This window comes from Pseudonocardia sulfidoxydans NBRC 16205 (genome assembly GCF_007989085.1).
Classification (GTDB): Bacteria; Actinomycetota; Actinomycetes; order Mycobacteriales; family Pseudonocardiaceae; genus Pseudonocardia; species Pseudonocardia sulfidoxydans.
Map to the genome: position 1 here is coordinate 1 of NZ_BJVJ01000045.1, position 24,424 is coordinate 24,424.

The 24,424-nt window shown below is 71.2% G+C and carries 22 protein-coding genes; 11 read left to right on the forward strand and 11 right to left on the reverse strand.

Translation table 11 applies throughout. The annotated features are described in order from the left end of the window. A partial coding sequence (locus tag PSU4_RS31450; protein WP_186817078.1) for a MarR family winged helix-turn-helix transcriptional regulator occupies positions 1 to 419 on the reverse strand: 419 nt, incomplete at its 3' end. Positions 420 to 767: 348 nt separating this feature from the next. On the opposite strand from PSU4_RS31450, the gene PSU4_RS20020 reads away from it, so the two are divergent. Beyond that, a complete protein-coding gene (locus PSU4_RS20020) occupies positions 768 to 1,922 on the forward strand; it encodes an LLM class flavin-dependent oxidoreductase (protein WP_186817079.1) in 1,155 nt (384 codons plus the stop codon). Then, a complete protein-coding gene (locus PSU4_RS20025; protein WP_147110579.1) occupies positions 1,922 to 3,415 on the forward strand; it encodes an aldehyde dehydrogenase family protein in 1,494 nt (497 codons plus the stop codon). Before PSU4_RS20020 ends, PSU4_RS20025 begins: the two co-directional genes overlap by 1 nt. Positions 3,416 to 3,475: 60 nt before the next feature. On the opposite strand, the gene PSU4_RS20030 is transcribed toward PSU4_RS20025, so the two are convergent. From PSU4_RS20030 to nthB, 3 genes are read right to left on the reverse strand one after another with little or no spacing between them, the layout of a single operon-like run. Further along, positions 3,476 to 3,829 (reverse strand): nitrile hydratase accessory protein, encoded by a 354-nt coding sequence (locus tag PSU4_RS20030; protein ID WP_147110582.1) that lies wholly within the window; start codon positions 3,827 to 3,829, stop codon positions 3,476 to 3,478. Further along, positions 3,826 to 4,452, reverse strand: a complete 627-nt coding sequence (nthA, locus tag PSU4_RS20035) for a nitrile hydratase subunit alpha (protein ID WP_147110585.1) — start codon at positions 4,450 to 4,452, stop codon at positions 3,826 to 3,828. Before nthA ends, PSU4_RS20030 begins: the two co-directional genes overlap by 4 nt. Next, positions 4,449 to 5,219 carry a nitrile hydratase subunit beta gene (nthB, locus tag PSU4_RS20040; protein WP_147110587.1) on the reverse strand — a complete coding sequence of 257 codons (771 nt, stop codon included), beginning with the start codon at positions 5,217 to 5,219 and terminating at the stop codon, positions 4,449 to 4,451. The genes nthA and nthB overlap by 4 nt, the downstream gene beginning before the upstream one ends. 227 nt (positions 5,220 to 5,446) lie before the next feature. Between nthB and PSU4_RS20045 the strand changes: the two genes are divergently transcribed. Beyond that, positions 5,447 to 6,370, forward strand: a complete 924-nt coding sequence (locus PSU4_RS20045) for a GlxA family transcriptional regulator (RefSeq protein ID WP_246115233.1) — start codon at positions 5,447 to 5,449, stop codon at positions 6,368 to 6,370. Between the two features lie 78 nt (positions 6,371 to 6,448). Here the strand turns inward: PSU4_RS20045 and PSU4_RS20050 are convergent, their stop codons facing one another. Next, positions 6,449 to 7,048, reverse strand: coding sequence for a TetR/AcrR family transcriptional regulator (locus PSU4_RS20050; protein ID WP_147110589.1), 600 nt, complete (start codon positions 7,046 to 7,048; stop codon positions 6,449 to 6,451). A gap of 120 nt (positions 7,049 to 7,168) precedes the next feature. Between PSU4_RS20050 and PSU4_RS20055 the strand changes: the two genes are divergently transcribed. Continuing rightward, a complete protein-coding gene (locus PSU4_RS20055; protein WP_147110592.1) occupies positions 7,169 to 7,735 on the forward strand; it encodes a hypothetical protein in 567 nt (188 codons plus the stop codon). A 38-nt stretch (positions 7,736 to 7,773) separates the two neighbouring features. Here the strand turns inward: PSU4_RS20055 and PSU4_RS20060 are convergent, their stop codons facing one another. Continuing rightward, a complete protein-coding gene (locus PSU4_RS20060; RefSeq protein WP_147110595.1) occupies positions 7,774 to 8,415 on the reverse strand; it encodes a GntR family transcriptional regulator in 642 nt (213 codons plus the stop codon). Between the two features lie 120 nt (positions 8,416 to 8,535). Between PSU4_RS20060 and PSU4_RS20065 the strand changes: the two genes are divergently transcribed. Beyond that, positions 8,536 to 11,400, forward strand: coding sequence for an FAD-binding and (Fe-S)-binding domain-containing protein (locus tag PSU4_RS20065; protein WP_147110598.1), 2,865 nt, complete (start codon positions 8,536 to 8,538; stop codon positions 11,398 to 11,400). Positions 11,401 to 11,419: 19 nt separating this feature from the next. Here PSU4_RS20065 and PSU4_RS20070 read toward each other — a convergent pair whose 3' ends face one another. From PSU4_RS20070 to PSU4_RS20090, 5 genes are all read right to left on the reverse strand, one after another. Continuing rightward, the gene (locus PSU4_RS20070) at positions 11,420 to 13,195 is read right to left on the reverse strand and encodes a sigma-54-dependent Fis family transcriptional regulator (RefSeq protein ID WP_147110601.1); all 1,776 of its coding nucleotides are present in this window, start codon (positions 13,193 to 13,195) and stop codon (positions 11,420 to 11,422) included. 107 nt (positions 13,196 to 13,302) lie between these two features. Then, positions 13,303 to 14,163, reverse strand: coding sequence for an alpha/beta fold hydrolase (locus PSU4_RS20075; RefSeq protein ID WP_147110603.1), 861 nt, complete (start codon positions 14,161 to 14,163; stop codon positions 13,303 to 13,305). Then, positions 14,160 to 14,825, reverse strand: coding sequence for an isochorismatase family protein (locus tag PSU4_RS20080; RefSeq protein ID WP_147110606.1), 666 nt, complete (start codon positions 14,823 to 14,825; stop codon positions 14,160 to 14,162). Before PSU4_RS20080 ends, PSU4_RS20075 begins: the two co-directional genes overlap by 4 nt. Beyond that, positions 14,822 to 15,589, reverse strand: a complete 768-nt coding sequence (locus PSU4_RS20085) for a maleate cis-trans isomerase family protein (RefSeq protein ID WP_147110609.1) — start codon at positions 15,587 to 15,589, stop codon at positions 14,822 to 14,824. The genes PSU4_RS20080 and PSU4_RS20085 overlap by 4 nt, the downstream gene beginning before the upstream one ends. Next, the gene (locus PSU4_RS20090; RefSeq protein ID WP_147110688.1) at positions 15,586 to 16,632 is read right to left on the reverse strand and encodes a 2,5-dihydroxypyridine 5,6-dioxygenase NicX family protein; all 1,047 of its coding nucleotides are present in this window, start codon (positions 16,630 to 16,632) and stop codon (positions 15,586 to 15,588) included. The genes PSU4_RS20085 and PSU4_RS20090 overlap by 4 nt, the downstream gene beginning before the upstream one ends. A gap of 201 nt (positions 16,633 to 16,833) precedes the next feature. Here PSU4_RS20090 and PSU4_RS20095 point away from each other — a divergent pair, with 201 nt between their 5' ends. The 6 genes from PSU4_RS20095 to PSU4_RS20120 all read left to right on the forward strand — a co-directional run bounded on the left by PSU4_RS20095 (position 16,834) and on the right by PSU4_RS20120 (position 24,230). Next, positions 16,834 to 17,703 carry an FAD binding domain-containing protein gene (locus PSU4_RS20095; protein WP_186817081.1) on the forward strand — a complete coding sequence of 290 codons (870 nt, stop codon included), beginning with the start codon at positions 16,834 to 16,836 and terminating at the stop codon, positions 17,701 to 17,703. Further along, on the forward strand, positions 17,703 to 18,203 hold the full coding sequence (locus PSU4_RS20100) for a (2Fe-2S)-binding protein (protein WP_147110614.1): 501 nt from the start codon (positions 17,703 to 17,705) through the stop codon (positions 18,201 to 18,203). The genes PSU4_RS20095 and PSU4_RS20100 overlap by 1 nt, the downstream gene beginning before the upstream one ends. Continuing rightward, positions 18,193 to 20,634 (forward strand): xanthine dehydrogenase family protein molybdopterin-binding subunit, encoded by a 2,442-nt coding sequence (locus tag PSU4_RS20105; protein ID WP_147110617.1) that lies wholly within the window; start codon positions 18,193 to 18,195, stop codon positions 20,632 to 20,634. The genes PSU4_RS20100 and PSU4_RS20105 overlap by 11 nt, the downstream gene beginning before the upstream one ends. Before the next feature lie 121 nt (positions 20,635 to 20,755). Beyond that, on the forward strand, positions 20,756 to 21,586 hold the full coding sequence (locus PSU4_RS20110) for an alpha/beta fold hydrolase (protein ID WP_186817082.1): 831 nt from the start codon (positions 20,756 to 20,758) through the stop codon (positions 21,584 to 21,586). A gap of 39 nt (positions 21,587 to 21,625) precedes the next feature. Beyond that, positions 21,626 to 23,317 carry a flavin-containing monooxygenase gene (locus PSU4_RS20115; protein WP_222596342.1) on the forward strand — a complete coding sequence of 564 codons (1,692 nt, stop codon included), beginning with the start codon at positions 21,626 to 21,628 and terminating at the stop codon, positions 23,315 to 23,317. Between the two features lie 397 nt (positions 23,318 to 23,714). Then, entirely contained in the window at positions 23,715 to 24,230 is a 516-nt protein-coding gene (locus PSU4_RS20120; RefSeq protein WP_147110623.1) for a GreA/GreB family elongation factor, read from the forward strand. Positions 24,231 to 24,424: the final 194 nt, after the last annotated feature.

Consider the following 24,424-nt stretch of genomic DNA (forward strand, 5'->3'; position numbering starts at 1 on the left):
GGGTGCCCGCCGTAGGCGACACGACGCAGCGCCTCGACGAATGCGGCGGTGGTCTCCTCGGGGACCGGGGCCAGCAGACGCTGCTGGACCAGTCCCACCCGCCGGGTCACCTCTCCGAGGGCCGTGCGGGCCAGCGGGGTCAGACTGAGCGACTTCCGTCGCCCGTCGCCCGGGTCCTTGGCGAACCTCAGCCAACCCTGCCCCTCCAGGCGCGCGACGATGTCCGCGGTACTGGACTTGTCCAGCGAGGCGCGTTCGCCGACCGCGCGCTGATCGAGCGCCTGGTCGGAGCCGATGGCGCTGATCACCGCATACTGGGGACCGGTCAGATCCCCGTTGAACTCCTGGCCCCACAGGAACGTGTGACGTTGTTGTGCCCGTCGGATCAGGTGGCCGGTGGCCTCGTCGAGGGCGAGCATCGGGGCCGACTCGCCCTGGGGCTCACGATTCGCCAACGGCTGCGACACCTGTCGAGGTCCTCTGCTTCGGCGGACACGGTGCGAGAGGTGGTCCTCCGCCCGCCAAGCATACCAGCGGGGCATGGTCGATGCTGTACGTAGTATTTGTGTCGCGCTGCGTCCGGCATTGCCTTGTAGGCGAACGATGCTCTTCATGCCGGTAAGTCGATCGTTGACAGGGGGGACCGCCGGCCGTAGCGTCTCGATTTGCTCCGTACACGTTGTATTGGAAGCGACCAGGATCGGATGGCAGCGAACCATCCGCCACGCAACGAGCACACGGGCCCGTGCGCCGTCGAGGAGGACGCCGTGACTGCAGGAACCACCACCGGGACGAGCCGCGCCGATCAGTCCGCCGTGCGGCACCCGGTCTACAACGACCGCAAGCTCCACCTCGGGACGTTCTCGTCGAACCTCAGCGGAGGCTGCGCGATCTCGACGATCGACGGCACCCTGGAGGCGACGTGGGACCAGACCCAGGCCCTGGCCACCATGGGCGACCAGATGGACTTCGAGGCGCTCGTCCCCGTCGGACGCTGGAGAGGTTTCGGCGGCGAGACCAACTTCAACGGCGCCGGCTTCGAGTGTTTCACCTGGGCGGCCGGCATGGGCAGCGCGACCGAGAAGGCCGGTCTGTTCGTCACCTCGCACGTGCCGACGATCCACCCCGTCCTCGCGGCGAAGCAGGCCGCGACGATCGACCACATCTCGGCGGGCAGGCTGGCCCTCAACATCGTCACCGGCTGGCACGCGCCCGAGATCGAGATGTTCGGCGTCAAGCAGCTCCCGCACGACGAGCGCTACGACGTCGCCCAGGAATGGGTCGACATCATCCGGCAGCTGTGGACCTCCGAGGAGCCCATCAGCGTCGACGGCAAGTACTTCACGGTCACCGACGCGTCCATCGCCCCCAAGCCCGTCCAGACGCCGCACCCGGTTCTCATGAACGCCGGCGGTTCCGGCGCGGGACGCCACTTCGGCGCCCGCAACTGCGACGTGGTCTTCGTCAGCTCCGACCTCGCCCAGCAGTCCCCGGAAGCCATGCGCGCCAAGGTCGACGACTTCAAGCGGCTCGCCCGAGAGGAGTACGGCCGCGAGATCAAGGTGTGGACCAACGCCTACGTCGTCCAGGAGGACACCGAGGCCGAGGCCGCGCAGTTCCTGGACTACTACGTCAACCAGCGTGGTGACTGGGAGGCCGTGGAGAACCTCGTCACCAGCATGGGGATGAACTCCCAGTCCTTCGCCCCCGAGACGATGCAGGCCATGAAGTACCACTTCATCGCCGGCTGGGCCGGGTACCCCGTCGTCGGCACCAAGGAGCAGGTCGCCGACACCCTCATCGCGCTCGGTGCGGAGGGCGGACTCGACGGCGTGCTGCTGTCGTGGCCCCGCTACATCCAGGACATGAAGCGTTTCCAGGAGGAGACCTACCCGCTGCTGGTCCAGGCCGGGGTGCGCTGATGCCCGCGAACACGCTGGAGGCCAACGAGAAGCGGGTCGCCGAGCTGCTGGACCGGCAGTGGCGGCTGCTCGTCGGCGGCGAGCTGGTCACCTCGGTGGGCGGCCGCACCTTCCCCGTGTCCAGCCCGTACTCGGGCGAGGTCATCGCCGAGGTGCCCGACGGCACGAAGGACGACGCGAACCGGGCCGTCGAGGCCGCGGCCGCGGCGTTCCCGGCGTGGGCGGCGTTGTCCGCCGGAGCGCGGGCCGACGCCGTGCGCGCGCTGGCCGACGCGATCGAGGCACGCGGACACGACCTCGCGCTCCTCGACACCGTCGACGGTGGCGCCCCCGTCGCCGTCATGTCCGCCGACGTGACGATGGCGGTCGACGCCCTGCGCTACTTCGCGGGCCTCGCCCTGGAGAGCAAGGGCTACACCGTTCCGGCCAGCACGAACCTGCACTACACCGAACTGCAGCCCTACGGCGTCGTCGCGAAGATCATCCCGTTCAACCACCCGATCATGTTCGCGGCCAGCAAGATCGCCGCACCGCTCGTCGCGGGCAACACGGTCGTCCTCAAGCCGGCCGAGGCGACCCCGCTGTCCGCGCTGCTGCTCGGCGAGATCTGCGGAGAGGTGCTCCCTGCCGGAGTGGTCAACGTCGTCGTCGGCGACGGCATCGAGGTCCCGGACACGCTCGTGCGCCACCCCGACGTCTACCGCATCGGGTTCACCGGCAGCGAAGGTGCGGGCCGGGCGATCCAGCGCGCGGCCGCCGAGTCGGCGGTCAAGACCGTCACCCTCGAGCTGGGTGGCAAGAACGCACTCATCGCGTTCCCGGACGCGGACCTCGACGAGGTCGCCCGCGCCGCCGTGCAGGGCATGAACTTCACCTGGTCCGGGCAGTCCTGCGGCTCGACGTCGCGGCTGCTGCTGCACGAGGACATCGCCGACGCAGTGGTCGAGCGCGTCGTCCGGCTGCTGCAGGGGCGGACCTACCACGCGCCGCTGGACCCCGCGGCGATCCAGGGCACGATCGTCAACCGGACCCAGTACGACCGGGTGCTGGGCTACGTCGAGGCCGCCCGCGCCGAAGGTGCGCGCGTCGCGGTCGGTGGCGGCCGTCCGGAGGGCGTCGACGAGGGGCTGTTCATCGCGCCGACCGTGCTCGACGACGTGCGGCCGGAGCATCGCGTCGCGAACGAGGAGATCTTCGGCCCGGTCATCTCGGTGCTGCGCTGGCGCGAGGAGGACGAGGCCGTCGCACTGGCGAACAGCGTGCGCTACGGACTCACCGGCAGTGTGTTCACCAACGACATCCGGCGAGCCCACCGCGTCGCCCGCGCACTCCAGACCGGCTTCGTGTGGATCAACGCAGCCGGTCCGCACTACGCCGGTGTGCCCTACGGCGGGTGGAAGAACTCGGGCACCGGCAAGGAGGAGGGCATCGAGGAGCTGCTCAGCTACTCCCAGGTCAAGTCCGTGAACGTCAACCTCGCAGGCGGGTCCTGAGCCTGCGCAGGCCGACGCGTCGCGAACCGGCCGGCTGTCGCCCCCCGCCGGGCGACGGCGTCAGGGGGAGGGGTCCGGCTCACGGTCCTCCGGGTTGACGTAACCGGGTTCGAGCAGACCGTTGCGGTGCACGACCTTGTCCAGGGCGGCAACCCAGTGCTCGTAGTACTCCCATCGCCCGCGGGAGTCGGTGGGCGCGTTCTCCCAGGCGCCGATCTCACTGATCAGCTCCTTCTGGAACGCCTCCCACGGGTAGTGGCCGAACTCGGAGAGCGCGACCGCCAGACCGAACGCACGCCGCTGCCACTCGGCGTCGAACGTCGGCTGGTTGCGATCGGTGACGCAGGACGGGTGCAGCTGCGAGCCGGTCGTGACCGGCGCAGCGACCGGTTCGGGGGCGGGTGTCGTCGTCACGAGCGGGCCGGCGTCTCGACCAGGGCGACGCCCATCATCGACTCCGTCGTCACCAGCTCGGCGAGCTCGGCCTCCGACATCCCGTCGGTACCAGCGGGTCGCTGCGGCACGACGAACCACCGCGAGTGCCCGCTGACGTCCCACACCCGGATCTCGGTGTCATCGGCGAGATCGACGCCGAGCTCGGTCAGGACGGCACGCGGCTCACGCGCGGCGCGGGCGCGGAACACCGGGTCCTTGTACCAGTAGGGCGGAAGTCCGAGGACCGGCCACGGGAAGCACGAGCACAGGGTGCAGATGACGACGTTGTGGACTCCGGGTTCGTTGGCCACCGCGGCGAGGTGCTCGCCCTCGGCACCGGCCATGCCGATCGGCAGGTCCAGTTCGGCGATGGCGGCCGGGGTGTCGCTGACGAGGCGCTGCGCGAACTCGGCATCGGACCAGGCTCGGGCGACGATCTTCTTCCCGTTGAGCGGAGTCATCTCCGACTCGAAATAACCCAGCACCTTGTCGACGGTGCCGGCGGCGATGATGCCCTTCTCGATGAGCAGTTTCTCCAGGGCCCGGACCTGCGCGGCGCTGGCCGCCTCACGGTCGGACGGGTACTCGAAGTGCGAGGTCATGACGTGGAGTCACCTTCGGGAGCGGTGGCAGCGGGGGAGAGGTAGGACTCGTAGAGCTCGGCGTACAGCGGGCCCGAGCCCGCCTCGGCGGCCGCGCCCCAGAGTGTCGCGGGGTCGAACCGGACGAGATAGACCGGGACGGGCTCGCCGAGGCCGTCGGCCCCGGTCGAGAAGAAGTAGGAGTAGTTGCCCTCGAAGATGCGCTCGACGACGCCGTCGTGACCGCGCAGGTAACCCGGGAGCCGCGTGTGCTCCGCGGCCGGGGGATTGCGCACGGTGACGGTGTCGCCCACCGCGAAGCGCGGCGTCGCCGGCCCGCGGCGAGGTGAGTCGCCTCCGCGGAGATAGCGGATGACCTGCTCGTCGATGGCGGGATTCTCGATGTCGGGCAGCGGTGCAGTGGGCTCCTCGCGGAACCGGGCGGTCGCGTCGTCCAGCTCCTCCTGGGAGATGTAACCGCTCGCGACGAGGTGAGCCGTGATGCCGCCCAGCCACTTCTCGTAGTAGCGGTACTGGAAGTAGGCGAACGGGTTCATCGCCTCGGCGCCCGCCCGCAGATCGCCCCACGTCCAGCGGGAGTCGAACGTCGTCGGGACGCCGTCGATGTCGTAGCCGCCCGGTGAGTCCCGCAACGAGCTGCTCAGGCCCATCATGGCGGTGTGGATCCCGAAGATCCGTTTCTCCCACTCCTGGACGAAGACCTGCTTCTCGAAGTCGATCGGGTCGTCGAGACCTTCGAGGCCACCCAGGGTGTGCTGGAGCTTCACAGGCCCTCCTTCGACGGTGAAGAGTTCTCGGCAGACCAGATGTGCTGCCGCCGACGAATGATTCTGGTGAGCAGACACGCCACCAGGAGTAACGGCGGGATAACGGTCGTCGCAGGACCGGCCATCCATGCCACGGATTCGGCCATGTGCGTGTGGCCGGGCACGCTCTAGGCTCATCAGGTGACGAACGAACTGGTCCGGATGTCGGCGCCGGTGTGGAGCCCGGTGTGACGCTGAGCGACATTCCCGCGCGCCGGACGCACACGGTGGCCGTGCTGGTCTACGACGGGGTCCGCCTGCTCGACGTCGCCGTGTCGATGGGCGCGCCCTACCAGGTGCTCGTCTGCTCACCCGACGGGCGTGACGCCCGGACTTCCGGAGGCCTGCCGCTCGGGGTCGGCTACGCGGCCGACTCCGTGAGCGACCTCGACACCCTCGTGGTTCCCGGTGGAGAGTGCCTGGTCACGGGTCCGACGCCGACCGGGCTGCTCGATGCGGTCAAGGTGCTCGCCGCCGGCGCCGGCCGGGTGACGTCGGTGTGCGCGGGGTCGTTCGCGCTGGCCGCCGCCGGCCTTCTGGACGGCCGGCGCGCCACCACCCACTGGCGACACACCGCAACGCTGGCCCAGCGGTACCCGGCCGTCAGTGTCGACGAGGACTCGATCTACGTCCGGGACGGAGAGGTACTGACCTCCGCCGGAGTCAGCGCGGGCATCGACCTGGCCCTCGCGCTGGTCGAGGACGACCACGGTGACGAGCTCGCGCACGCGATCGCGAAGGACCTGGTCGTGTTCACCCGGCGGCGCGGCACCGCGCCCCAGATGCCGGTCCCGGCCTGGACGACCCGGCCCCGGCGGCCACAGCTGCGCACGTTGTGCGACGAGATCGTCGCTGACCCGGCCGCCGACCACAGCCTCGCGGCCCTCGCCCGACGCGCGGGGCTGAGCGTGCGGCACCTGAGCCGACTGTTCCGCCAGGAGGTCGGCTGCAGCCCGACGGCGTTCGTCGCGACCGTCCGGCTCGCGGCCGCGCGCACGTTGCTGGACTCGGGGGAGACCGGCGCGAGCGCGGCACGCCGTAGTGGCATGGGCAGTGAGGAGACGTTGCGTCGTGCACTGCGCCGGGGGCCGACGGCCGAACCGCGTCGCTGAGGCCCGGACCCTGCTGGACGGTCTGCTCGGCGCGCCCGGCGGCGACACGCGGCACGCCCTGCGCGGCCGAGCCGAACCTCAGGTCCGCGAGCTGTGGTCCACGGTGCGCGACCACAGTAGACCCTCGACACCGCCGAGGAACGTGGTGCGGACCGCGTCCGGGTCCGCCAGACAGCCGGCCACCATCGCTCCGTCCCGCAGCATCACGAAGTGTCGGGCCGGTGGCTCGGCAGGGCCGTCGCCCACCTGGTCGTACAGCTCGGTCATGGCTCCGAGGAACCAGTCGCGGTGCTCCATGACCTGGCGGTGCACCGGGTGCGTCGGGTCGGGGTACTCGGCTGCGGCGTTGAGAAAGGCGCAGCCGCGGAAGCCCGCGCGCTGGATGTCCGCGGCGATGTCGCTCGCAACCGCACGGATCGCATCCTCGGGCGCCGTGCTGTCCGCCAGTGATCGGGCGAAGCGCTCCCGCAGCGCATGGTCGGCCTCCCTCAGGTAGGAGGTGACGAGGTCCTCCTTGCTCGGGAAGTGGCGGTAGAACGTCGCCCGGGTCGTCTCCGCCTCGGTGATGATCCGGTCGACCCCGACCGAGTGCAGTCCCTCGGCGTAGAAGATCCGGCTCGCCGTGTCCAGCAGTCGTGATCGAGCCTCGGACGGTCGTCCGCTCCCGCCTTGCGTCATGCGCCCATGCTAGATAGAACGTTCATTCTTGACAACCGCGGAGCCGTCCTGCCACTCTGACGAAGGTCCGAGACCGAACGTTCTATCTCGGATTTCCGTCTGCCGTTGAAGGAGCTTCTCGTGAGCACTGCTGTCGCCCCCGTCGTCGCCGGATTCGCTCCGGCGCTCCGGCGCCTGTACTTCGTCCGGTTCGCCTTCGCGATCGTGTGGGCGGCTCTACTGCTGCTGACAGGGGGTTCGATCGGGGCGGTCACCGCGGTCCTCGTCGTGCTGTACCCGCTGGTCGACGTGGCCGCAGCCGTCGTCGATGCTCGGGCCTCGACCTCGGACTCGACCGTGTCGGTGCCGCGCGGTCTGTACCTGAACATCGCGATCAGCGTCCTCGCCGCGATCGGCTTGGTCGTCGCCCTGACCTCGGGGGTCCCTGCCGTCCTGCGTGTCTGGGGGGCGTGGGCCGTCGTGGCCGGCGTGATCCAGCTCGTCGTCGGGATCTCCCGGCGGGCCCTGGGCGGCCAGTGGCCGATGATGCTCAGCGGCGGCATCTCCGTGTTCGCGGGCACCGGCTTCTTCCTGATGGCGGCCGGGCCGGAGCCCACGCTGGTCAATGTCGCCGGCTACGCCGCGCTCGGTGGCATCTTCTTCCTCGCCTCGGCGCTGCGCCTCGGTCGTAGCGCACAGGTGAACTGACACAGCCTCGCGACGCTCACCCGACGTGCGGGGCCGGGTCAGCTGTGCGCGCTGCCGTTCGCGAAATGCGCCACCATCGCGTCGCGGGCGCCGGCCAGGTGGGCGTGCATCCGTTCCTGCGCCTGCGCGCCGTCGTGGTTTCCGAGGGCCTCGAGCACGGCGTCGTGTTCGGCGACGATCCGGTCGCGGCCGAGGATCAGCCGGGACTGGACCATCGACAGATGGATCTCGCCGCTCAGGCGCTCGTAGTGCGCGGCCAGGCGCGGGCTGCCCACGGCGTCGACCAGCGCGCGGTGAAAACGCAGGTCGGCGTCGACGAAGGCGCTGTGGGCAGCGGTGGCGGCGATCTCGCGCAGGTCGTCGACCGCCTGGGCGGCCGCTGTCAGGGGTGCGGCCCGACCTGCCACGAGGCGCACGGCCTCGAGCTCGAGCGGCATCCGCACGAGGAAGAGATCCTCGACGTCGGCAGCGGCCAGGCGCGGCACCCGGGCAGGTTGCTGGCGACCGGACCGACGCAGCAGGCCTTCGCGCTCCAGTTGCGTGATCGCGACCCGGGCGGTGGGGCGGGACACGCCGTACTCCGCGGCGATCTCGTTCTCCGACAACGCACGGTCCGGCTTCAGGTCGCCGTCGAGTATCTCGGCGCGCATCGTGGTGATCAGCGAGGTGGTCACCGTCATCGCCTTGAGCCGGCCCACACGCTCCCGCTTTCGTCGACGCTCTGCGACGGTCAGGTTAGCCGAGCCGCCGGGAGGCGGACCGCGGTTGACCCGCGCGGCTCATTGTCATACAACTAGACAATGCTGCGCAGCCGAAGCCCCCGATCCGACGCCGGGACGACGACGTCGTTGCAGCCTCTGCAGGAAGCCCTCCGCGACGGCGGCTCCGTCCACGACCGCCTCTCGGACCGGCTGTCGCACGCCCACGACGCCTCGCACTTCCGTCTCGTACCGGCGGCCGTCGCACGCCCGCACGACGCGACGGCGGTTGGGCGCCTGTTCGCCGCGGCCAAGACCGTCGGCCTCCCGCTGACCTTCCGATCCGGCGGCACGAGCCTGTCCGGCCAGGCCGGAACCACCGGCGTCCTCGTCGACACGCGAGCACGTTTCCGCAGCATCGAGATCCTCGACGGCGGCCTCCGGGTCCGGGTCGGGCCCGGCGCCACGATCCGCCAGGTCAACGCCGCACTCGCCCGATTCGGACGCAAGCTCGGGCCCGACCCGGCGAGCGAGGTCGCCTGCACCGTGGGCGGTGTCGTCGCCAACAACTCCAGCGGAATGGCCTGCGGGACCGCCGCCAACAGCTACGCGACCCTCGAGTCGATGGTCGTCGTCCTGCCGTCCGGCACCGTCGTCGACACCGGTGCACCGGACGCGGACGCGACACTGCGGGCGCTCGAACCCGAACTCCATGCCGGACTCGGCCGGCTTCGTGACCGCGTCCGCGGCTCCAGCGACCTGCGGGCCGACATCACCCGACAGTTCTCGATGAAGAACACGATGGGCTACGGCATCAACGCGCTCGTCGACTTCGCCGAGCCGGCCGACATCCTGGCCCACCTCGTCGTCGGCAGCGAAGGCACGCTCGCGTTCATCGCCTCCGTCGTGCTCCGGACCGTCCCGGCACTGCCCCACGCCCGCACCGGACTGCTGATCTTCGAGAACCTGTCCGCCGCCACCGGTGCGCTCCCCGATCTGGTCGACTCGGCACCGACCGCCATCGAACTCCTCGACGCCACCTCGCTGCGGGTCGGGCAACGCGACTCCGCCGCAGGCGACATGCTGCGCGGCCTCGCCGTGAAGGAGCATGCCGCGTTGCTCGTGGAGTACCAGGCCGCGACCGCCGCAGAGGTCGACGAGCTCGCCGCCGCCGCCCGGTCCACCATCGAGAAGCTGCCGGTCGCCGGGCCCCGCCGGCTCAGCGCGGACGCGGCCGGCCGCGCCGACATGTGGCACATCCGCAAAGGCCTCTACGCGATGGTCGCCGAGGCTCGGCCGAGCGGCACGACGGCGCTGCTCGAAGACGTCGTGGTCCCGGTACCGCAGCTCCTGCCCACCTGCCGGCAGCTCACGGCCCTGTTCGACCGCCACGGCTACCGCGACGCCGTCGTCTTCGGCCACGCCAAGGACGGCAACATCCACTTCATGCTCACCGAGCAGCTCGCCGGCGAGCATGCCTCGCTCGACCGGTTCCGACGCTTCACCGACGACATGGTCGACCTCGTCCTCGACCAGGGCGGGTCCCTCAAGGCCGAGCACGGCACCGGCCGGATGATGGCGCCGTTCGTCCGCCGCCAGTACGGCGACGAGCTCTACGCCGTCATGTGCGAGATCAAACGGCTCTGCGACCCCGACAACGTGCTCAACCCCGGCGTCGTGATCTCCGACGACGCCCAGGCCCACCTGCGCGACCTCAAGACCGCGCCGACGATCGAGCCCGAAGCCGACCGCTGCGTCGAGTGCGGGTTCTGCGAACCCGTCTGCCCCAGCCGCGACCTGACCACCACACCTCGCCAGCGCATCGTCCTGCGCCGCGAGATCGAACGGGCGCACCTCGACGGCGACAGCGACCTCGCGGCCCGGCTCGAGGCCGAGTACACCTACGACGCCGTCGAGACGTGCGCCGCGGACGGGATGTGCCAGACCGTCTGCCCCGTCACGATCAACACGGGCGATCTCGTGAAGCGGCTCCGGTCCGACCGGGCCGGACGCGCATCCGCAACCGCGTGGAAGGCCGCGGCGCGCCACTGGGGCGTCGCGACCCGCGCCGCGTCCACGGCCCTGACGGTCGCGGCCGCGCTGCCGGCCCCGGCGGTCGAGGCGGCCGGCCGGGTGGGCCGCGCCGTCGCCGGCCACGAGACCGTTCCGCTGTGGTCCCCGGACCTGCCTGCAGGAGGGAGGGGCACCGATCCCGCGGCCACACACGCCCCCGCGGACCACACCGCCGACGCCGTCTTCTTCCCCTCGTGCACCGGCACGATGTTCGGTCCCGCCACGCCGGGTACACCGGGGGCCTCCGCAGCGTTCACCGCCCTGTGCCGGCGCGCCGGGATCACCCTGCGGCTGCCGCCCGCGGCGGCCCGCCTCTGCTGCGGCACCCCGTGGCGGTCCAAGGGCATGAGCGGCGGCTACGACGAGATGGCCGCCCGGGTCCTCCCGGCGATCTGGGAGGCCACCTCGAACGGGCAGCTACCCGTCGTCACCGACGCGTCGTCGTGCACAGAAGGAGTCCGGCAGCTGGTGCAGCACGCCGGCGAGCGCTACCACTCGATCGAGGTCGTCGACGCGGTCGAGTTCTGCGCCGCGCGGGTGCTGCCGCGCCTGACCGTGACCGCACCCTTCGCCGACGTCGCGCTGCATCCCACGTGTTCGGCCACGCGAATGGGTCTGCTCCCCGAGCTGCGCGCCGTCGCCGATGCCGTCGCGGCGACGGTGCACGTCGCGCAGAGCTGGGGATGCTGCGGCTTCGCAGGCGACCGCGGACTCCTGCACCCGGAGCTCACCGCGTCCGCGACACGCGAGCAGGCAGCCGAGATCACCGCCGAGGCGCACGAGGCCTACGCCTCCTGCAACCGCACCTGTGAGCTCGGGATGACCCGCGCCACCGGGCAGCCCTACGTCCACGTCCTGGAGCTGCTCGAGCAGGCCACGCGACCCCCGGAATGAACGCGGTGCCCGCAGGACACTAGCGCTGGGCCGCGTCGCTCGGGTCGATCCCGAAGGCGTGCAGCTTGCGATAGAGCGACGACCGCGACATGCCGAGTTTCGCCGCCGCGCTCTTGCGGTTCCCGTCCGTGTCGACGAGAGCCGCGACGATCGCGTCGCGTTCGAGGGACTCGATCGGTGACAGAGCTCTACGGCTGGTCGTCGACGACGTCGGGGGCAGGTCCTCGCGTCGGACGACGCCGACGGGGCGCCGCCGCAGGGCAGCGGCCAGCACGGTGCGGAGTTCGGTGACGTTGCCGGTCCAGGCCTTGCGCGCCAACGTGTTCATGGCGTCTTCGCTGCACGCCGAGCCCCGGCCGGGGGCGAGCTGCTCGAGCAGCGCGGGCACGATCTGCTCGAGGTCCTCGATGCGGTGACGAAGCGGCGCCACCGTGACGGTGGAGTCGAAGCGCCGCAGCAGGTGCTCCGGCACGTCGCCGAGGCTTGCGGCGGTCGCGACCACCCACGGCGCCGGCCGCTGCGCGAGCAGGTCGTCGACGAGCGCATCCAGCTGCAGCACGTGGCGGGGATCGATGCGGTCGAGATGTCGCAGCACGACGGTCTGCAGTGGCGCCGGGCCGCGCAGCCCCAGATCGGCCGGGGACCAGGGGACCGCGGCATCGCAGTCGACGAGGACGAACCGCCCGGTCGAGTGGGCGGACAGGTGAACACCACGGACCAGGGTCGTCTTGCCCACCCCGGCTTCTCCGGACACGAGCAGCGGGAGCCGGCGCGCCGCAGCCTCCCGCGCGTCGGCCGACGCATCCACCCACGCAGGCGACTGCCCCGCGGCGCCGGGAAGGGTGACGGGCACGGACCTCTGGGCCGGGCGAGGCCGCGGGTGCGGCTCCTGCAGACGCAGCTCGAACACCGTTCCGGCCTGGGCGGAACCGTGAACGACGGGGTGGCACCGGACCTGGGCCCAGCTTCCCTCGGCCAGCGACATCCCCAGCGGTGTGTCGGGGGTGTCCGCGGGCAGCTCGGTCGCCATCGCGCGCAGCAGCGCCTCGTCGGTGGGAGTCAGGAGCGCCGACGCACGCTGGTTGGCCATCACGACGTCGCCGCACACCGACAGGACCGCTCCCGTGCTGCGACGCGACACGGACAGGAACGCCTCGAGCACCACGCGCTGCCGTTCGCTCCCGTCGTCCAGGAGCAGCCGTTCGATGTCGAGCGCGGCCTCCTGGACGAGGACCCGCATCATCGGGTGAGCGTCCTCGGCGAGACAGCTGAGGTCGATCAGGCCCTCGATCCGCCGCGTGAGCGGGTTGCGGATCGGCGCTCCGGCGCAGGCGAAGGCGATGCTGCGTTCGTTGAAGTGCTCCGGCCCGGACACGAAAACCGGCCGGCCCTCTTCGAGCGCCGTCCCGACGCCGTTGGTACCGACGTGCGCTTCGGCATAGCAGAAGCCGGGCGCGAAGTAGACACCGTCGAAGATGCGGGTGAGCCGACGTTCACTGTCCTCGCGCTGCAGCAGCCGACCGCGCTCGTCGGTGAGCACGATGCTGACGGGGATGCCGGCGAGCCGGTCGTGCAAGCGCTTGATGACGGGGGTGGCGCACCGCACCAGCCGGCTGCGCAGGTCCAGCGCGTCGCCGTACGGGACGTGCGGAGTGCCGATGTCCACACCGGCGAAGCGGGAGCGGCGCCACGAGGTGAGAATGGCGTCCTCGACCGCGGCGTCGGCCACCGCGCCGGAGGTCAGGAACTCCGCGCGAGCCCTGGCGACCTGCCGTCTCCGATCGGGTGTGGGCATGACGGAACCCCTTTTCAGCAGGGCAAATGTAGCTTGCGGCGACGAGCGTGCCCAGCTCCGTTCGGCCGATTGCCGCCGCGTCGCGCTGCCGTCGAGTTGTGCGGCCGTCACAGCTCGTCGGTGCCGACGAGGCGTTCGAGCACCTGGCGTAGGGCCGTGCGGGCGAGGCCGGGTTCGTCCCAGAAGACCATGTGCCCGGCACCGGGGACCGCGAGGAGCGAGGCTCGCGGGTTGCGGCGGGTGAGCTCGGCGATGCTGTCGGCAGGGACGACGGGGCTGTCCGCGCCGTGGATCAGGACGGTGGGCGCGGGGACGTCGGGCCAGGTGTCGAAGAAGTCCTCGGTTTCGAAGCCACGATGGGTCGCCACGATCGCGTCGACGTCGCAGGTGCCCAGCCATCGTGCCCGGAGCTCCTGCTCGCGCCGCGGCCAGCGTGGCCAGGAGCGCGCCACCTCGTCGGCGCTCGTGCCGCGGTGCGCCTGCGCGATCTGGCCGAGGAACGCCTCGACGGTGGTGGGATACGGACCGCGCTGGGGCCCGCTCAGCGGGGGGTCGACGAGGACGCTCGCCCGCAGGGGGGTGCCGCGTGCGGCGGTGACCGCGGCGATCCTCGCCCCCATCGAGTGGCCGAGCAGCACGGGCCGCGTCAGGTCCAGTCCCTCGATCACCGCGACGGTGTCGTCGGCGTAGTCCCCGAGCGCGTAGGAGGGGCCGCTGTCGGAGAACCCGCGGCCACGTACGTCAACGACGAAGGGGTGGACGATGTCGGTCAGCTCGCGGGCGACGAAGTCCATCGTGATCGCCGGGCTCGTGATCCCGGGGATCATCACGAGCGGTGCGCCGGCGCCCCCGTAGTCCAGGACGTGCAGGCGGATGCCGCCGGAGCGGACCCAGCGGGAGGTGGCGGGCACCTCTGCCAGGTCGGCGACGGCGGCCTGCGTCACCGTGCGGACGGGTGCGGCGGTCACCTGGCCACCCCTTTCGTGAGCGCTTGCAGGTAGGACGTCGCCGTGTCGAGGTCGATGACGTCGCCGTACTTCGCCTGGATGTCGAACAGGTTGGCCTCGTGTGGCCCGGGGGCGCGGTCGCCGACACACTCGCGGGGGACGAGGACGGAGAATCCGCTCTGCACGGCGTCGACAGCTGTCGCCCGCACGCAGCCGCTGGTCGTGGCGCCGCACAGCAGCACGGTGTCGACGTGCAGGCCGCACAGCAACGACGTGAGGGTGGTACCGAAGAAGGCGGACGCGCCCTTCTTCGTGACGAGGTGGTCGCGAGGGTCGACGGGCAGGCGTGGGTCGAGAGCGACGGCGGGCGTGCCTTCGCGCAGGACGCGCATCCCGGGCGCCTTGGTCAACCAGGTGACTGCGTCGCCGTCGGCCTCGGCAGCGGTGTAGGCGATCGTGGTGTACACGACGGGCACCTGCGCGCAGCGTCCGTGACGGATCAGCGCCGTCGTGGCCGCGACGACGTCGGTGAGGTCGGCACCGGACGGGTAGCCGGGGTCGGTGAAGCCGTTGGTCAGGTCGACCACGACGATGGCGGGCCGGGACCCGCGGCGCACCGCCTCCCCGAAGCCGGCCGCGGCGTAGGTCTGGTCGGTGCCCGGCCCGTACACGGCGTCGGTCACGGGCGTACCCCGGCGAGCAACCTGCCTGCGCCGGGGACCTCGGGTGGTAGCCCGAGCTCCTGGAGGATCCGGTAGGTGGTCGCCGTTGCCGCGGACAGCACCGGGATGCCGAGCTCGTCCTCCACGGGTTGGATCGCGGGCAGCGAGGGCATCTGCACGCAGGCCGAGAGGACGAGGGCCTCGGCACGCGACAGGTCGAGCTCCCTGCGACGGGTGCGCAGGTCCGCGGGGTCGAGACGGGCCACCGCGAGGTTGTCGGGAACCTCCAGCGACAGGGAGTCGACGACCTCGATGCCGGCCGACTCGAGGTACTCGACCACGGCCTGGGTCAGCGGCTTCATGTACGGGGTGATGATCGCGACCCGGGACACCCCGAGGGCGCCGATCGCGGCGAGCAGCGCTCCGGCGGAGGAGATCACGGGCGCGGTCGAGCCTTCGGCCCGCAGCGCCGCGGTGATCGACTCCTCCGCGGTGCAGTGATATCCGGGTCCCTGCGCCATGATCGCGACGAGGCAGGCGGTGGCGACGACGTCGGGGCGGGCGTCGGCGAGCTCGGTGGCCGCCCGCTCGGCCTGCGCGTTCATCGCGCGCAGCTGGTCGGGGGTGACGTGCTGCATCCGGGCGCGTGCGGCGTGGAAGACGAACCGGTCGCCCGGGTGGGCATGCTCACGGGCGCGCAGCATCCGGGGGAGCTCGGTCTCCATGGTGAGGTTCGAGCTGGGCACGATCAGGCCCACATGGTGGTCGCGGTGTTCGGCGGTCATCGGCGGGTCACCGGCCGCATCTGCGCGACGGTGAGCTCCCCGGCGTCGACGACCAGCTCGTCGTCGAGGTAGAGGCTGTTGCCGCGCATCGGGATGTCGAAGTGACAGGCGGTGTCGTTGGGCCCGCCGAGCTCGTTGTTCGGGCCGATCGAGAACATGACGTTGCCGTAGAAGCTGCGCAGCTCCATGCCCATGCCGCCGCCGAACTGCGTCAGCCCGTGCCAGTGCGCACGCTCGTCGAGGCCCCAGCCGACGTGGCTCATGCCGTAGCCGCGGGGGTCGTCGAAGGAGTCGATGTAGCTGCGGAGCAGGTCGGCGTCGAGCCCGGACGATCCGGCGCCACCGCGGATGTCGCGGATGAAGCCCTCCTCGATCGTGATCTCCACCGGGGTCTGCACGTAGGTGTTGAACGGCAGCAGGACGTCCCCGGGGGCCAGCACGATCCTGCCGTCGACCCCGTCGTCGGCGCCGCCGGTGAACACGAACGCGGCCGGCCAGTGGTCCCAGCGACCGGGCTGGTCGGTGTAGCCGTACTCGCTCATCGTCGGGTAGACCCCGAGCCGGTAGGTGACGTCCGTGCCGTGCGGGCTGGTGATCCGCATGGTCCTCGCCTTGGCCAGCAGCTCGGCGCCGACCTCGACCCGCTCGCGCAGTTCGGCGGTCGGCATCAACCGGGCCAGCAGCGGTGCGGGCTCGACCGCGGTGAGGATCCGGGTACCGGCGGCCTGGATCTCGAACTGTTCGGGGCTGAACAGCAGGAACGTGCAGTCGACGACCATGTCGACGCTCTTGAGGGCCTCGACGGCGAGGCGGTTGTCGCGCAGCCCGGAGTCGCCGACGGCCCACGCACCCGAGGCGCTCGACGGCGCCGGCAGGCGCAGGTGGAAGCCCTGCGCGCCCAGCCTGCCGATCGCCCACAGGAACGCGTCGGCATACTCCGCCCGATCGTTGCCCCGGGTGAGTACGGCGACGGTCTCACCCTCGTGCACCGCGGACAGGGTCAGCTGTCGGAGACAGATCTCGTTGAACAGGTTCTGGTCCATCACCTATGTCACCTTCCTGGGCTCGTCGGCTGCCGGGGACGTCGAGCCGGCCCGAGCCGGGTACGCGCACGTCGCGCCGCCGAGGTGATGACAACCGATCCGGGCCGACCCGCGTGTCCCAAGATGGGACACGCACGGTTGCGCCACGGATGTCTGATGACCCGCAATCTCCGATGGGACCGGACGGCGCATGGAGGACCCGTGAAACCCCCGACATTCGACTACGTACGGCCGGCCTCGGTGGCCGAGGCCATCGACGCTCTCGCCGCGCACCCGGACTCGAAGGTGCTGGCGGGTGGTCAGAGTTTGATCCCGATGATGAACATGCGGTTGGCCCGCCCCACCGCGCTGGTCGACATCGGTCGTCTCGACGAGTTGGCCGGGATCGAGGCGAACGGGTCGCTGCGGGTGGGGGCGACGGCCCGGCAGTCGACCGTGCTCGAGAACGAACAGGTCGGCCGCCGGTGGCCGTTGATCACCGCGGCGCTGGTGCACGTCGGGCATCCGGCCACCCGGGCGCGGGGCACCTTCGGCGGCAGCATCGCGCACGGCGAGCCCGCCTCGGAGCTTCCTGCGGTGATGCTGGCCTGCGACGCGCGCTTCCTCCTGCGTGGGGGCAGCGGCGAGCGTGAGGTCGCGGCCGACGACTTCTTCGTCGGGCACTACACCACCGTCCTGGCCGACGACGAGCTGCTCGTGCAGGTCGAGGTGCCCGACCCGGCGGGCTCCGCATGGGGGTTCGGCGAGATCGTGCGCCGCCACGGCGACTACGCGCTGGCCGGCGCCGCAGTCAGGTTGGCCGTCGACGGGGACGGGACGGTCGAGGAGGCTCGGGTCGCCCTGTTCGGCGTCAGCGGCCGCCCGATCCGTGCCACCGCCGCGGAAGAGCACCTGCTCGGGACCCGGCTCGGTGACGAGCGGGCGGCGGCCGAGGCCGGTCGCGCCGCGCTGTCGGGCACCGAGGTCACCGACGACTCGTTCGTCAGCGCCACCTACCGACACGACGCTGCCGCCGCGGTCGTCGAACGCGCCCTGCTCGAGGCCGCGCTGCGCCGAAGGGGAACCAACTGATGGAGACGAAGCAGGGCACCGTCGCGGTGACGTTGACGGTCAACGGCGAGAAGCGCGTCGGGGTGGCCGAGCCGCGGATGTTGCTCAGCGACTTCCTGCGCCACGGTCTCGGCATGACCGGCACCCACGTCGGTTGCGAGCAGGGGGTGTGCGGCGCCTGCACGGTGCTGATCGACGGACAGCCCGGACGGTCGTGCCTGGCGTTCGCGGTACAGGTCGAAGGCGCGACGGTCGACACGGTCGAGGGCATGGCCGAACCCGGGGAGCTCTCCGACGTCCAGCAGGCGTTCCGTGCCGAGCACGGCCTGCAGTGCGGGTTCTGCACCCCCGGGTTCCTCGCCAGCACGCAGGCACTGCTCGAGCAGAACCCCGACCCGACCGACGACGAGATCCGGGAGTACCTGTCGGGCAACGTCTGCCGCTGCACCGGCTACCAGGGAATCATCGCGGCCGTGCGCCGGGTCGCGACCGAGCGGAAGGCCGCCTCCCATGACGCTTGAGTCCACCGCGACCGATCCCGCAGCCACGTCTGCCGCGTCCTCGGCCACGACGCCGCAGCAGCCGCGGCCCGCCCGCTACGTCGGGCGCCCCGTCCAGCGTGTCGAGGACCCACGGCTGCTGTCGGGGCAGGGCCGCTACATCGACGACGTCGCGCTGCCCGGGATGCTGCACGCCGCGTTCGTCCGCAGCCCGCACGCCCACGCCCGCATCGTCGGGATCGACGCGACCGAGGCGCTCGCCGTCGAGGGCGTCGTGGCCGTGTACACGGGCAAGGACCTCGACTGGCTCGCGCCGATGGTGTCGGCGGGCCCGATGCGCGAGGGGGTCCTCGCCCAGTCGCGCTCACCGCTCGCCGTCGAGGTCGCCCGCCACGTCGGTGACCCGGTCGCCGTCGTGCTGGCCCGCTCGCCCTACCTCGCCGAGGACGGCCGCGACCTCGTCGACGTCGAGTGGGAGCCGCTGACGCCCGTTCTCGACCCGTTCGCGGCGCTCCACCCGGACTCGCCCCTGGTCGACGAGGCCCTGGGCACCAACAACATCTCCCACCTGGAGCAGTCGGCCGGGGACGTCGACACGGCGTTCGCCGAGGCCGACCACGTGACCCGGATCCGCTTCCACTCCGGCCGGTCGACGGCCGCCCCGATCGAGTGCCGCGGCGTCGTCGCGGAGTACGAGGACCGTGCGGGCGGGAGGTTCAACGTCTACTCCTCGACCCAGATGCCGCACCTGCTGCGAATGCTCATCGCACCGGTGCTCGGTGTGTCGCAGGGACAGCTGAGCGTCAAGGCGCCCGATGTCGGCGGCGCGTTCGGCCTCAAGTGCACGGTCTTCCCGGAGGACATCGTCGTCCCGGCGGTCGCCCGGATGTCGGGCCGGCCGGTCAAGTGGATCGAGGACCGCTGGGAGGACCTCGCGGCCGGCGTGCACTCCAAGGACATGCACTGCTCCATGGAGATCGCGGCCACCGCCGACGGCACGATGACCGCCTTCCGCGGGCACTTCGTCACCGACTCGGGCGCCTACTCGTCCATCCCGTTCACCCCGCTGGTCGACTCACAGGTCGCGGGTGTGTACCTGTCCAGCTGCTACGGCGTGCAGAACGTCGCCTACTCCATCGACAACCCGCTGACCAACAAGTGTCAGATCGGCGCCGTCCGCGGTGTCGGGTGGGTGCCCGGTCAGCTCGCCCGCGAGGTCGCCATCGACCAGCTCGCCCGATCCCTCGGCAAGGACCCGGTCGAGCTGAGGCTGCAGAACATGATCGGTCCGGAGGTCTACACCACGCCGTTCGGTCAGACCTACGACGGTGGCAGCTACGCCGCGGCCCTGGAGAAGGCCCGCGACGCCGTCGACTACCCCGCGTTCCGGCAGCGGCAGGCCCAGGCCCGGGCGGACGGACGCTACCTCGGTGTCGGGTTCAGCCCGTTCGTCGAGCCCACCGGCTGGGGGACCGCCAGTGCCGCCGCCGGCGGGCTCCCCAACGGCTTCTTCGACACCGCGAGCGTCACCGTCGAGCCCGACGGCTCGGTCACCGTGACGACCGGTCTGCACTCGCACGGGCAGGGCCACGAGACGACCCTGGCCCAGGTGACCGCCGACGAGCTCGGCGTGGCGATGGACAGCGTCCGCATCGTGTTCGGGGACACCGACAGCTCCGTCTTCGGCATGGGGACCTACGCCAGCCGCAGCGCCGTCCTCGGGTTCGGGTCCATCCAGGAGTCCGCCGTCCAGGTCCGTGACCGGCTGGTCCGCCTCGCAGCGGCGATGCTGGAGGCCGACGACGCCGACATCGAGCTCGTCGACGGCGTCGCCGCGGTGAAGGGCGTCCCCGGCAAGACGGTGCCGCTGCAGCAGATCGCGCTGTTCGGCTACTTCGGCGGACCTGCTCGTCCCGAGGACGTCCAGCGTGACGGTCTCACCGCGACCTCCGGCTACAACCCGGGGGAGACCTACGCCAACGGCTGCGCCGCGGCCGTCGTCGAGGTCGACGTGCGGACGGGCCTGGTCAGCATCGAGCAGCTCGCCGCGGTGGAGGACTGCGGGGTCGTGCTCAACCCGATCATCGTCAAGGGCCAGGTCGCCGGTGCGCTGGCCAACGGCATCGGGGTGGCACTGCTGGAGGACCTCGCATACGAGGACAACGGCGAGTTCGTCTCCGGCAGCCTGATGCACTACCTCTACCCGTCGACGACCGAGGTGCCGGACCTGACCCTGCACAGCATCGAGACACCGTCGGCGGTCAGCGTCGGGGGCGTGAAGGGCGTCGGGGAGGCCGGCACCATCTCGGCGCCGGCGGCCATCGTGAACGCCGTCATGGACGCCCTGTCCCCGTTCGGGATCGTCATCGAGAAGACCCCGATGACGCCCGAGTACATCCGGGGACTGGTGCGGGCGGCCGAGGCCGCCGCGACCGGGCCGGCCCGGAGCTGAGCGTGGCCACGCTGCCGGTTCCGTCGTCGAGAACCATGCCGCCCACCGGATGCCGCTCAGCGGAGCGTCACCCGGCCGGACGTCGCGGGGCCGGGTGCGGAGAAGGACGAGGGAGCCGATCGTGTCCGTAGCCGAAGCCGGGGTCGCCTTCGAGGTCCGCGGCGCCGACAACCCGACGCCACTGCTGTTCGTTCCGCCCCTGGGCCGGGGTCGGGCCAGCTGGGCGTCGCAGGTCGCCGCGCTCGAGGACTCGTACCGGTGTGTGCTGTTCGACCCGCGCGGGATCGGCCGGTCCAAGGACGTCGCGTGCGCCGGATACTCGGCGGCGACCATCGCCGACGACGCACGTCACGTCCTGGACGAGAGCGGTGTGGAGCAGGCGCATGTCGTGGGGTGGTCGCTGGGTGCCGCGGCCGCGATGCTGCTCGCCCTGCAGCACCCCGGACGGGTCGCCTCGCTCGCCCTGCTCACCCCCTGGGCGCGCACCGACGCCCACCTCGCACGTGCTTTCGAGATGCTGCGCGACCTGGTGGTCCACGCCTCGCCCGAGTCCGCGGAGGTCGCCACCATGTGGCACATCCTCTCCCGCGAGGCGGTCAACGCCGCCGGCACACACCTGCTCGACGGGGCCCGGTCCGACGTCGCCGACCCCGGATACCCGGCAGCGTCCACGATGGTCGACTACCTCGACTCGGGCGCCGAGCTCGACGTCCTCGACCGGCTCGGCGACCTGGCGATGCCGACGCTGGTCGTCGGCGGGGCGGAGGACCGCCTCGTCGACACCGCCCACGCCCGGGCGACCGCGGCCGCGATCCCGGGTGCCGACCTGCGCGTCCTGACCGGACCCGGCGCGACCCACGCTCTGCCGGTGGAGCGCGCCGACGAGGTCAACGCCCTGCTCCGGACGTTCCTGACCGCACACGACACCTCGGTCGGCGCGGCCACCACCTGACACCACGCCCCGCGAGAGGGCGCGATTGGAGACAGTTCTGTGAGCATCCCGAACCCCGGACGAGCCGAAGCGGGACTCGCCGCCGACGGGAGGACCGTCGCCGACGTCGGGGCCGGTGTCGGGGCCGACGCCGCCGTGGACACCGATGTCGTCGTGATCGGCGCGGGCTTCGCCGGCCTCTACGGCGTCCACCGGTTCCGCCAGGACGGGCTGTCCGTCCGCGGGTTCGAACGCGGCAGCGGCGTCGGCGGCACCTGGTTCTGGAACCGCTATCCCGGCGCCCGCTGCGACATCGAGAGCATCTACTACTCCTACTCGTTCTCCGACGAGCTGCAGCAGGACTGGACCTGGACCCACCGCTACGCCACCCAGCCCGAGCTGCTCGCCTACCTCAACCACGTCGCCGACCGCTTCGACCTGCGGCGTTCGTTCAGCTTCGACACCTCGGTGACCAGCGCGGTCTTCGACGACGACACGCAGACCTGGGTCGTCGGGACGGACCGCGGCGAGACGGTCCGGTGCCGCTTCGTGGTCATGGCCACCGGACCGCTGTCCACACCCGTCGACCCGCAGATCCCAGGCCTGGCCGAGTTCGGCGGGCAGGTCCTGCGTACCAGCGACTGGCCCGCCGACGTCGACCTGGCCGGCAAGCGGGTCGCGATCGTCGGGACGGGCTCGTCCTGCATCCAGTCCGCGCCGATCATCGCCGACCAGGCCGAGCACCTCTACGTCGTCCAGCGCACACCGCAGTTCTCCATCCCCGCCTGGAACCGCGCCTACGACGAGGACGAGATCGCCCGGATCAAGGCCGGCTACCCCAGGATGCGCGAGGACGCCTGGGCCACCGTCGGCGGCATCCTCTACGAGCAGCCCGATCACGATCCGTTGACGGCCGACCCGCAACAGCGAGAGGCCTGGCTCGAGCGGACCTGGGCGCGCGGGGGCTACCTCATGATCGCCAGCTACCCGAACGTGGTGTTCGACGAGGAGGTCAATGCGCTGGTGGGGGAGTTCGTCAAGACGAAGCTCCGCGCCCGAATCCGGGACGAGGACGTCGCCGGCCGGCTCATGCCCACCTACCCGTTCGCGGCCAAACGGCTGTGCGTGGACACCGACTACTTCGAGATCTACAACCGGGACGACGTCACGCTCGTCGACCTGCGGGAGAGCGGGATCGACCATGTCGAGGCGGCCGGCATCGTCCGCGACGACGGTTCCCGCATCGACCTCGACGTGATCGTGCTCGCCACCGGGTTCCACGCGTTGACGGGCGCGATCCTCGCCATGGACCTGCGCGGGCGCGGGGGCGTGCGGATCCAGGACAAGTGGTCGGGTTCGGCGTCGAACTACCTCGGGTTCGCACTCGCCGGCTTCCCGAACCTGTTCATGGTCAACGGCCCCGGCAGCGTCGGGGTGCTCTACAACATGATCCCGGCCGCCGAGCAGCACATCGACTTCGCCGCCGACACGATCGCCTACCTCGACGCCCATGGACTCGCCTCGGTCGAACCGACCGAGGACGCGGAGAAGTCCTGGTCCGCACACGTGAACGAGGTCGCCGAGCAGTCGGTGTACCCGAAGGCGAACACCTGGTACATGGGCGACAACGTGCTCGGAAAGCCGCGGGAGTTCCTCGCCTACGCCGGCGGGGGGCCGGCCTACTTCCGGCACTTCGCCCAGGAGGCCGCCGACGGCTATCCCGGTTTCGTCCTGCGGGAGAGGTCCTCGTGACACGCCCCCGCTCCTGCGCGGCTGCGCTCGCCGACCCCCACCGGTGCCCGCCCGGGCCGCGCGGGCCAGGGGGCGTCCGACGGATCACTCGCCCCGCCAGCTGAGCGACTGTCCGCAATCTCGGACCGCCCAGTTTTCCGGGGTCCGGCAATCAGGGTGGCCGATCCGCTGGGCTGTGGTACACGTGATGTCACGGATGTTGCAGCGGCACTCCGGCACGTCACCGTGCGCCCGGAACGGGCGGCAACCGGCCGACGTGGCGGATCGACGCCACCAGGCTTCCTCCGTTGAGCACGGCCCGACACGTCCCGGGTCGTGCTCATTCCGCTTTAGCGGGCCCCGCGCGCTGATTCCGTGGTCCGGGCCACCCGTCCTGGGCGATTCGAGGAGTGGAACGATGACTGAGCAGGTTTGGCTGGCGGAGAGTGCATACGAGCGACTCAAGGGGGAGCTCGCTGCCCTTCTTCGCCAACGCGACCTCGGTGTCACCGGGGCCGGCACCGAACAGTTCGTCGGCGACAGTGCCGGCCAGGACACCGACCAGCAGTTGCTGACCGCTCAGCGGGAGCGGCACAACCGAATCCGGAAACTGCAGGAACTGCTCCAGAATCCTTCGGTCGGCCAGGATCCGCCCGACGACGGGGTGGCGGAGCCGGGAATGGTGCTGACGGTGCGCTACGACGACGGCGAAACCGAGACCTTCCTGCTCACCCACCACGAGGACGGCGCCTATCCCGCGGACCTCATGACGTGTTCGCCGGACTCCCCTCTGGGACGTGCACTCCATGGCCGCAAGCAGGGCGAGACGGTGCAGTTCGGCGTCCCGGACGGGCAGACGATGGAGGTCGTCCTGCTCCAGGCGGTGCCCTACCGACCCGAGGTGTCGCACGCGGCTGCACCGGCGGGGGACTGACACGCACCACTGAACCGGTGTGAACCGCAGGTGCGCGGTCCGTCCCGACCCGGGCGTTCGGGCCGGTACCGATCCGCATCCGCATCTGCCTCGGGGCCGGCCGGACCCCGCGCTGCGGGGCCGTCCCCGACGACGTGCCCGACCGGGTGGAGGATCGAGCCCGATCACCGAGACACCCACGGATCCGGGGTGAG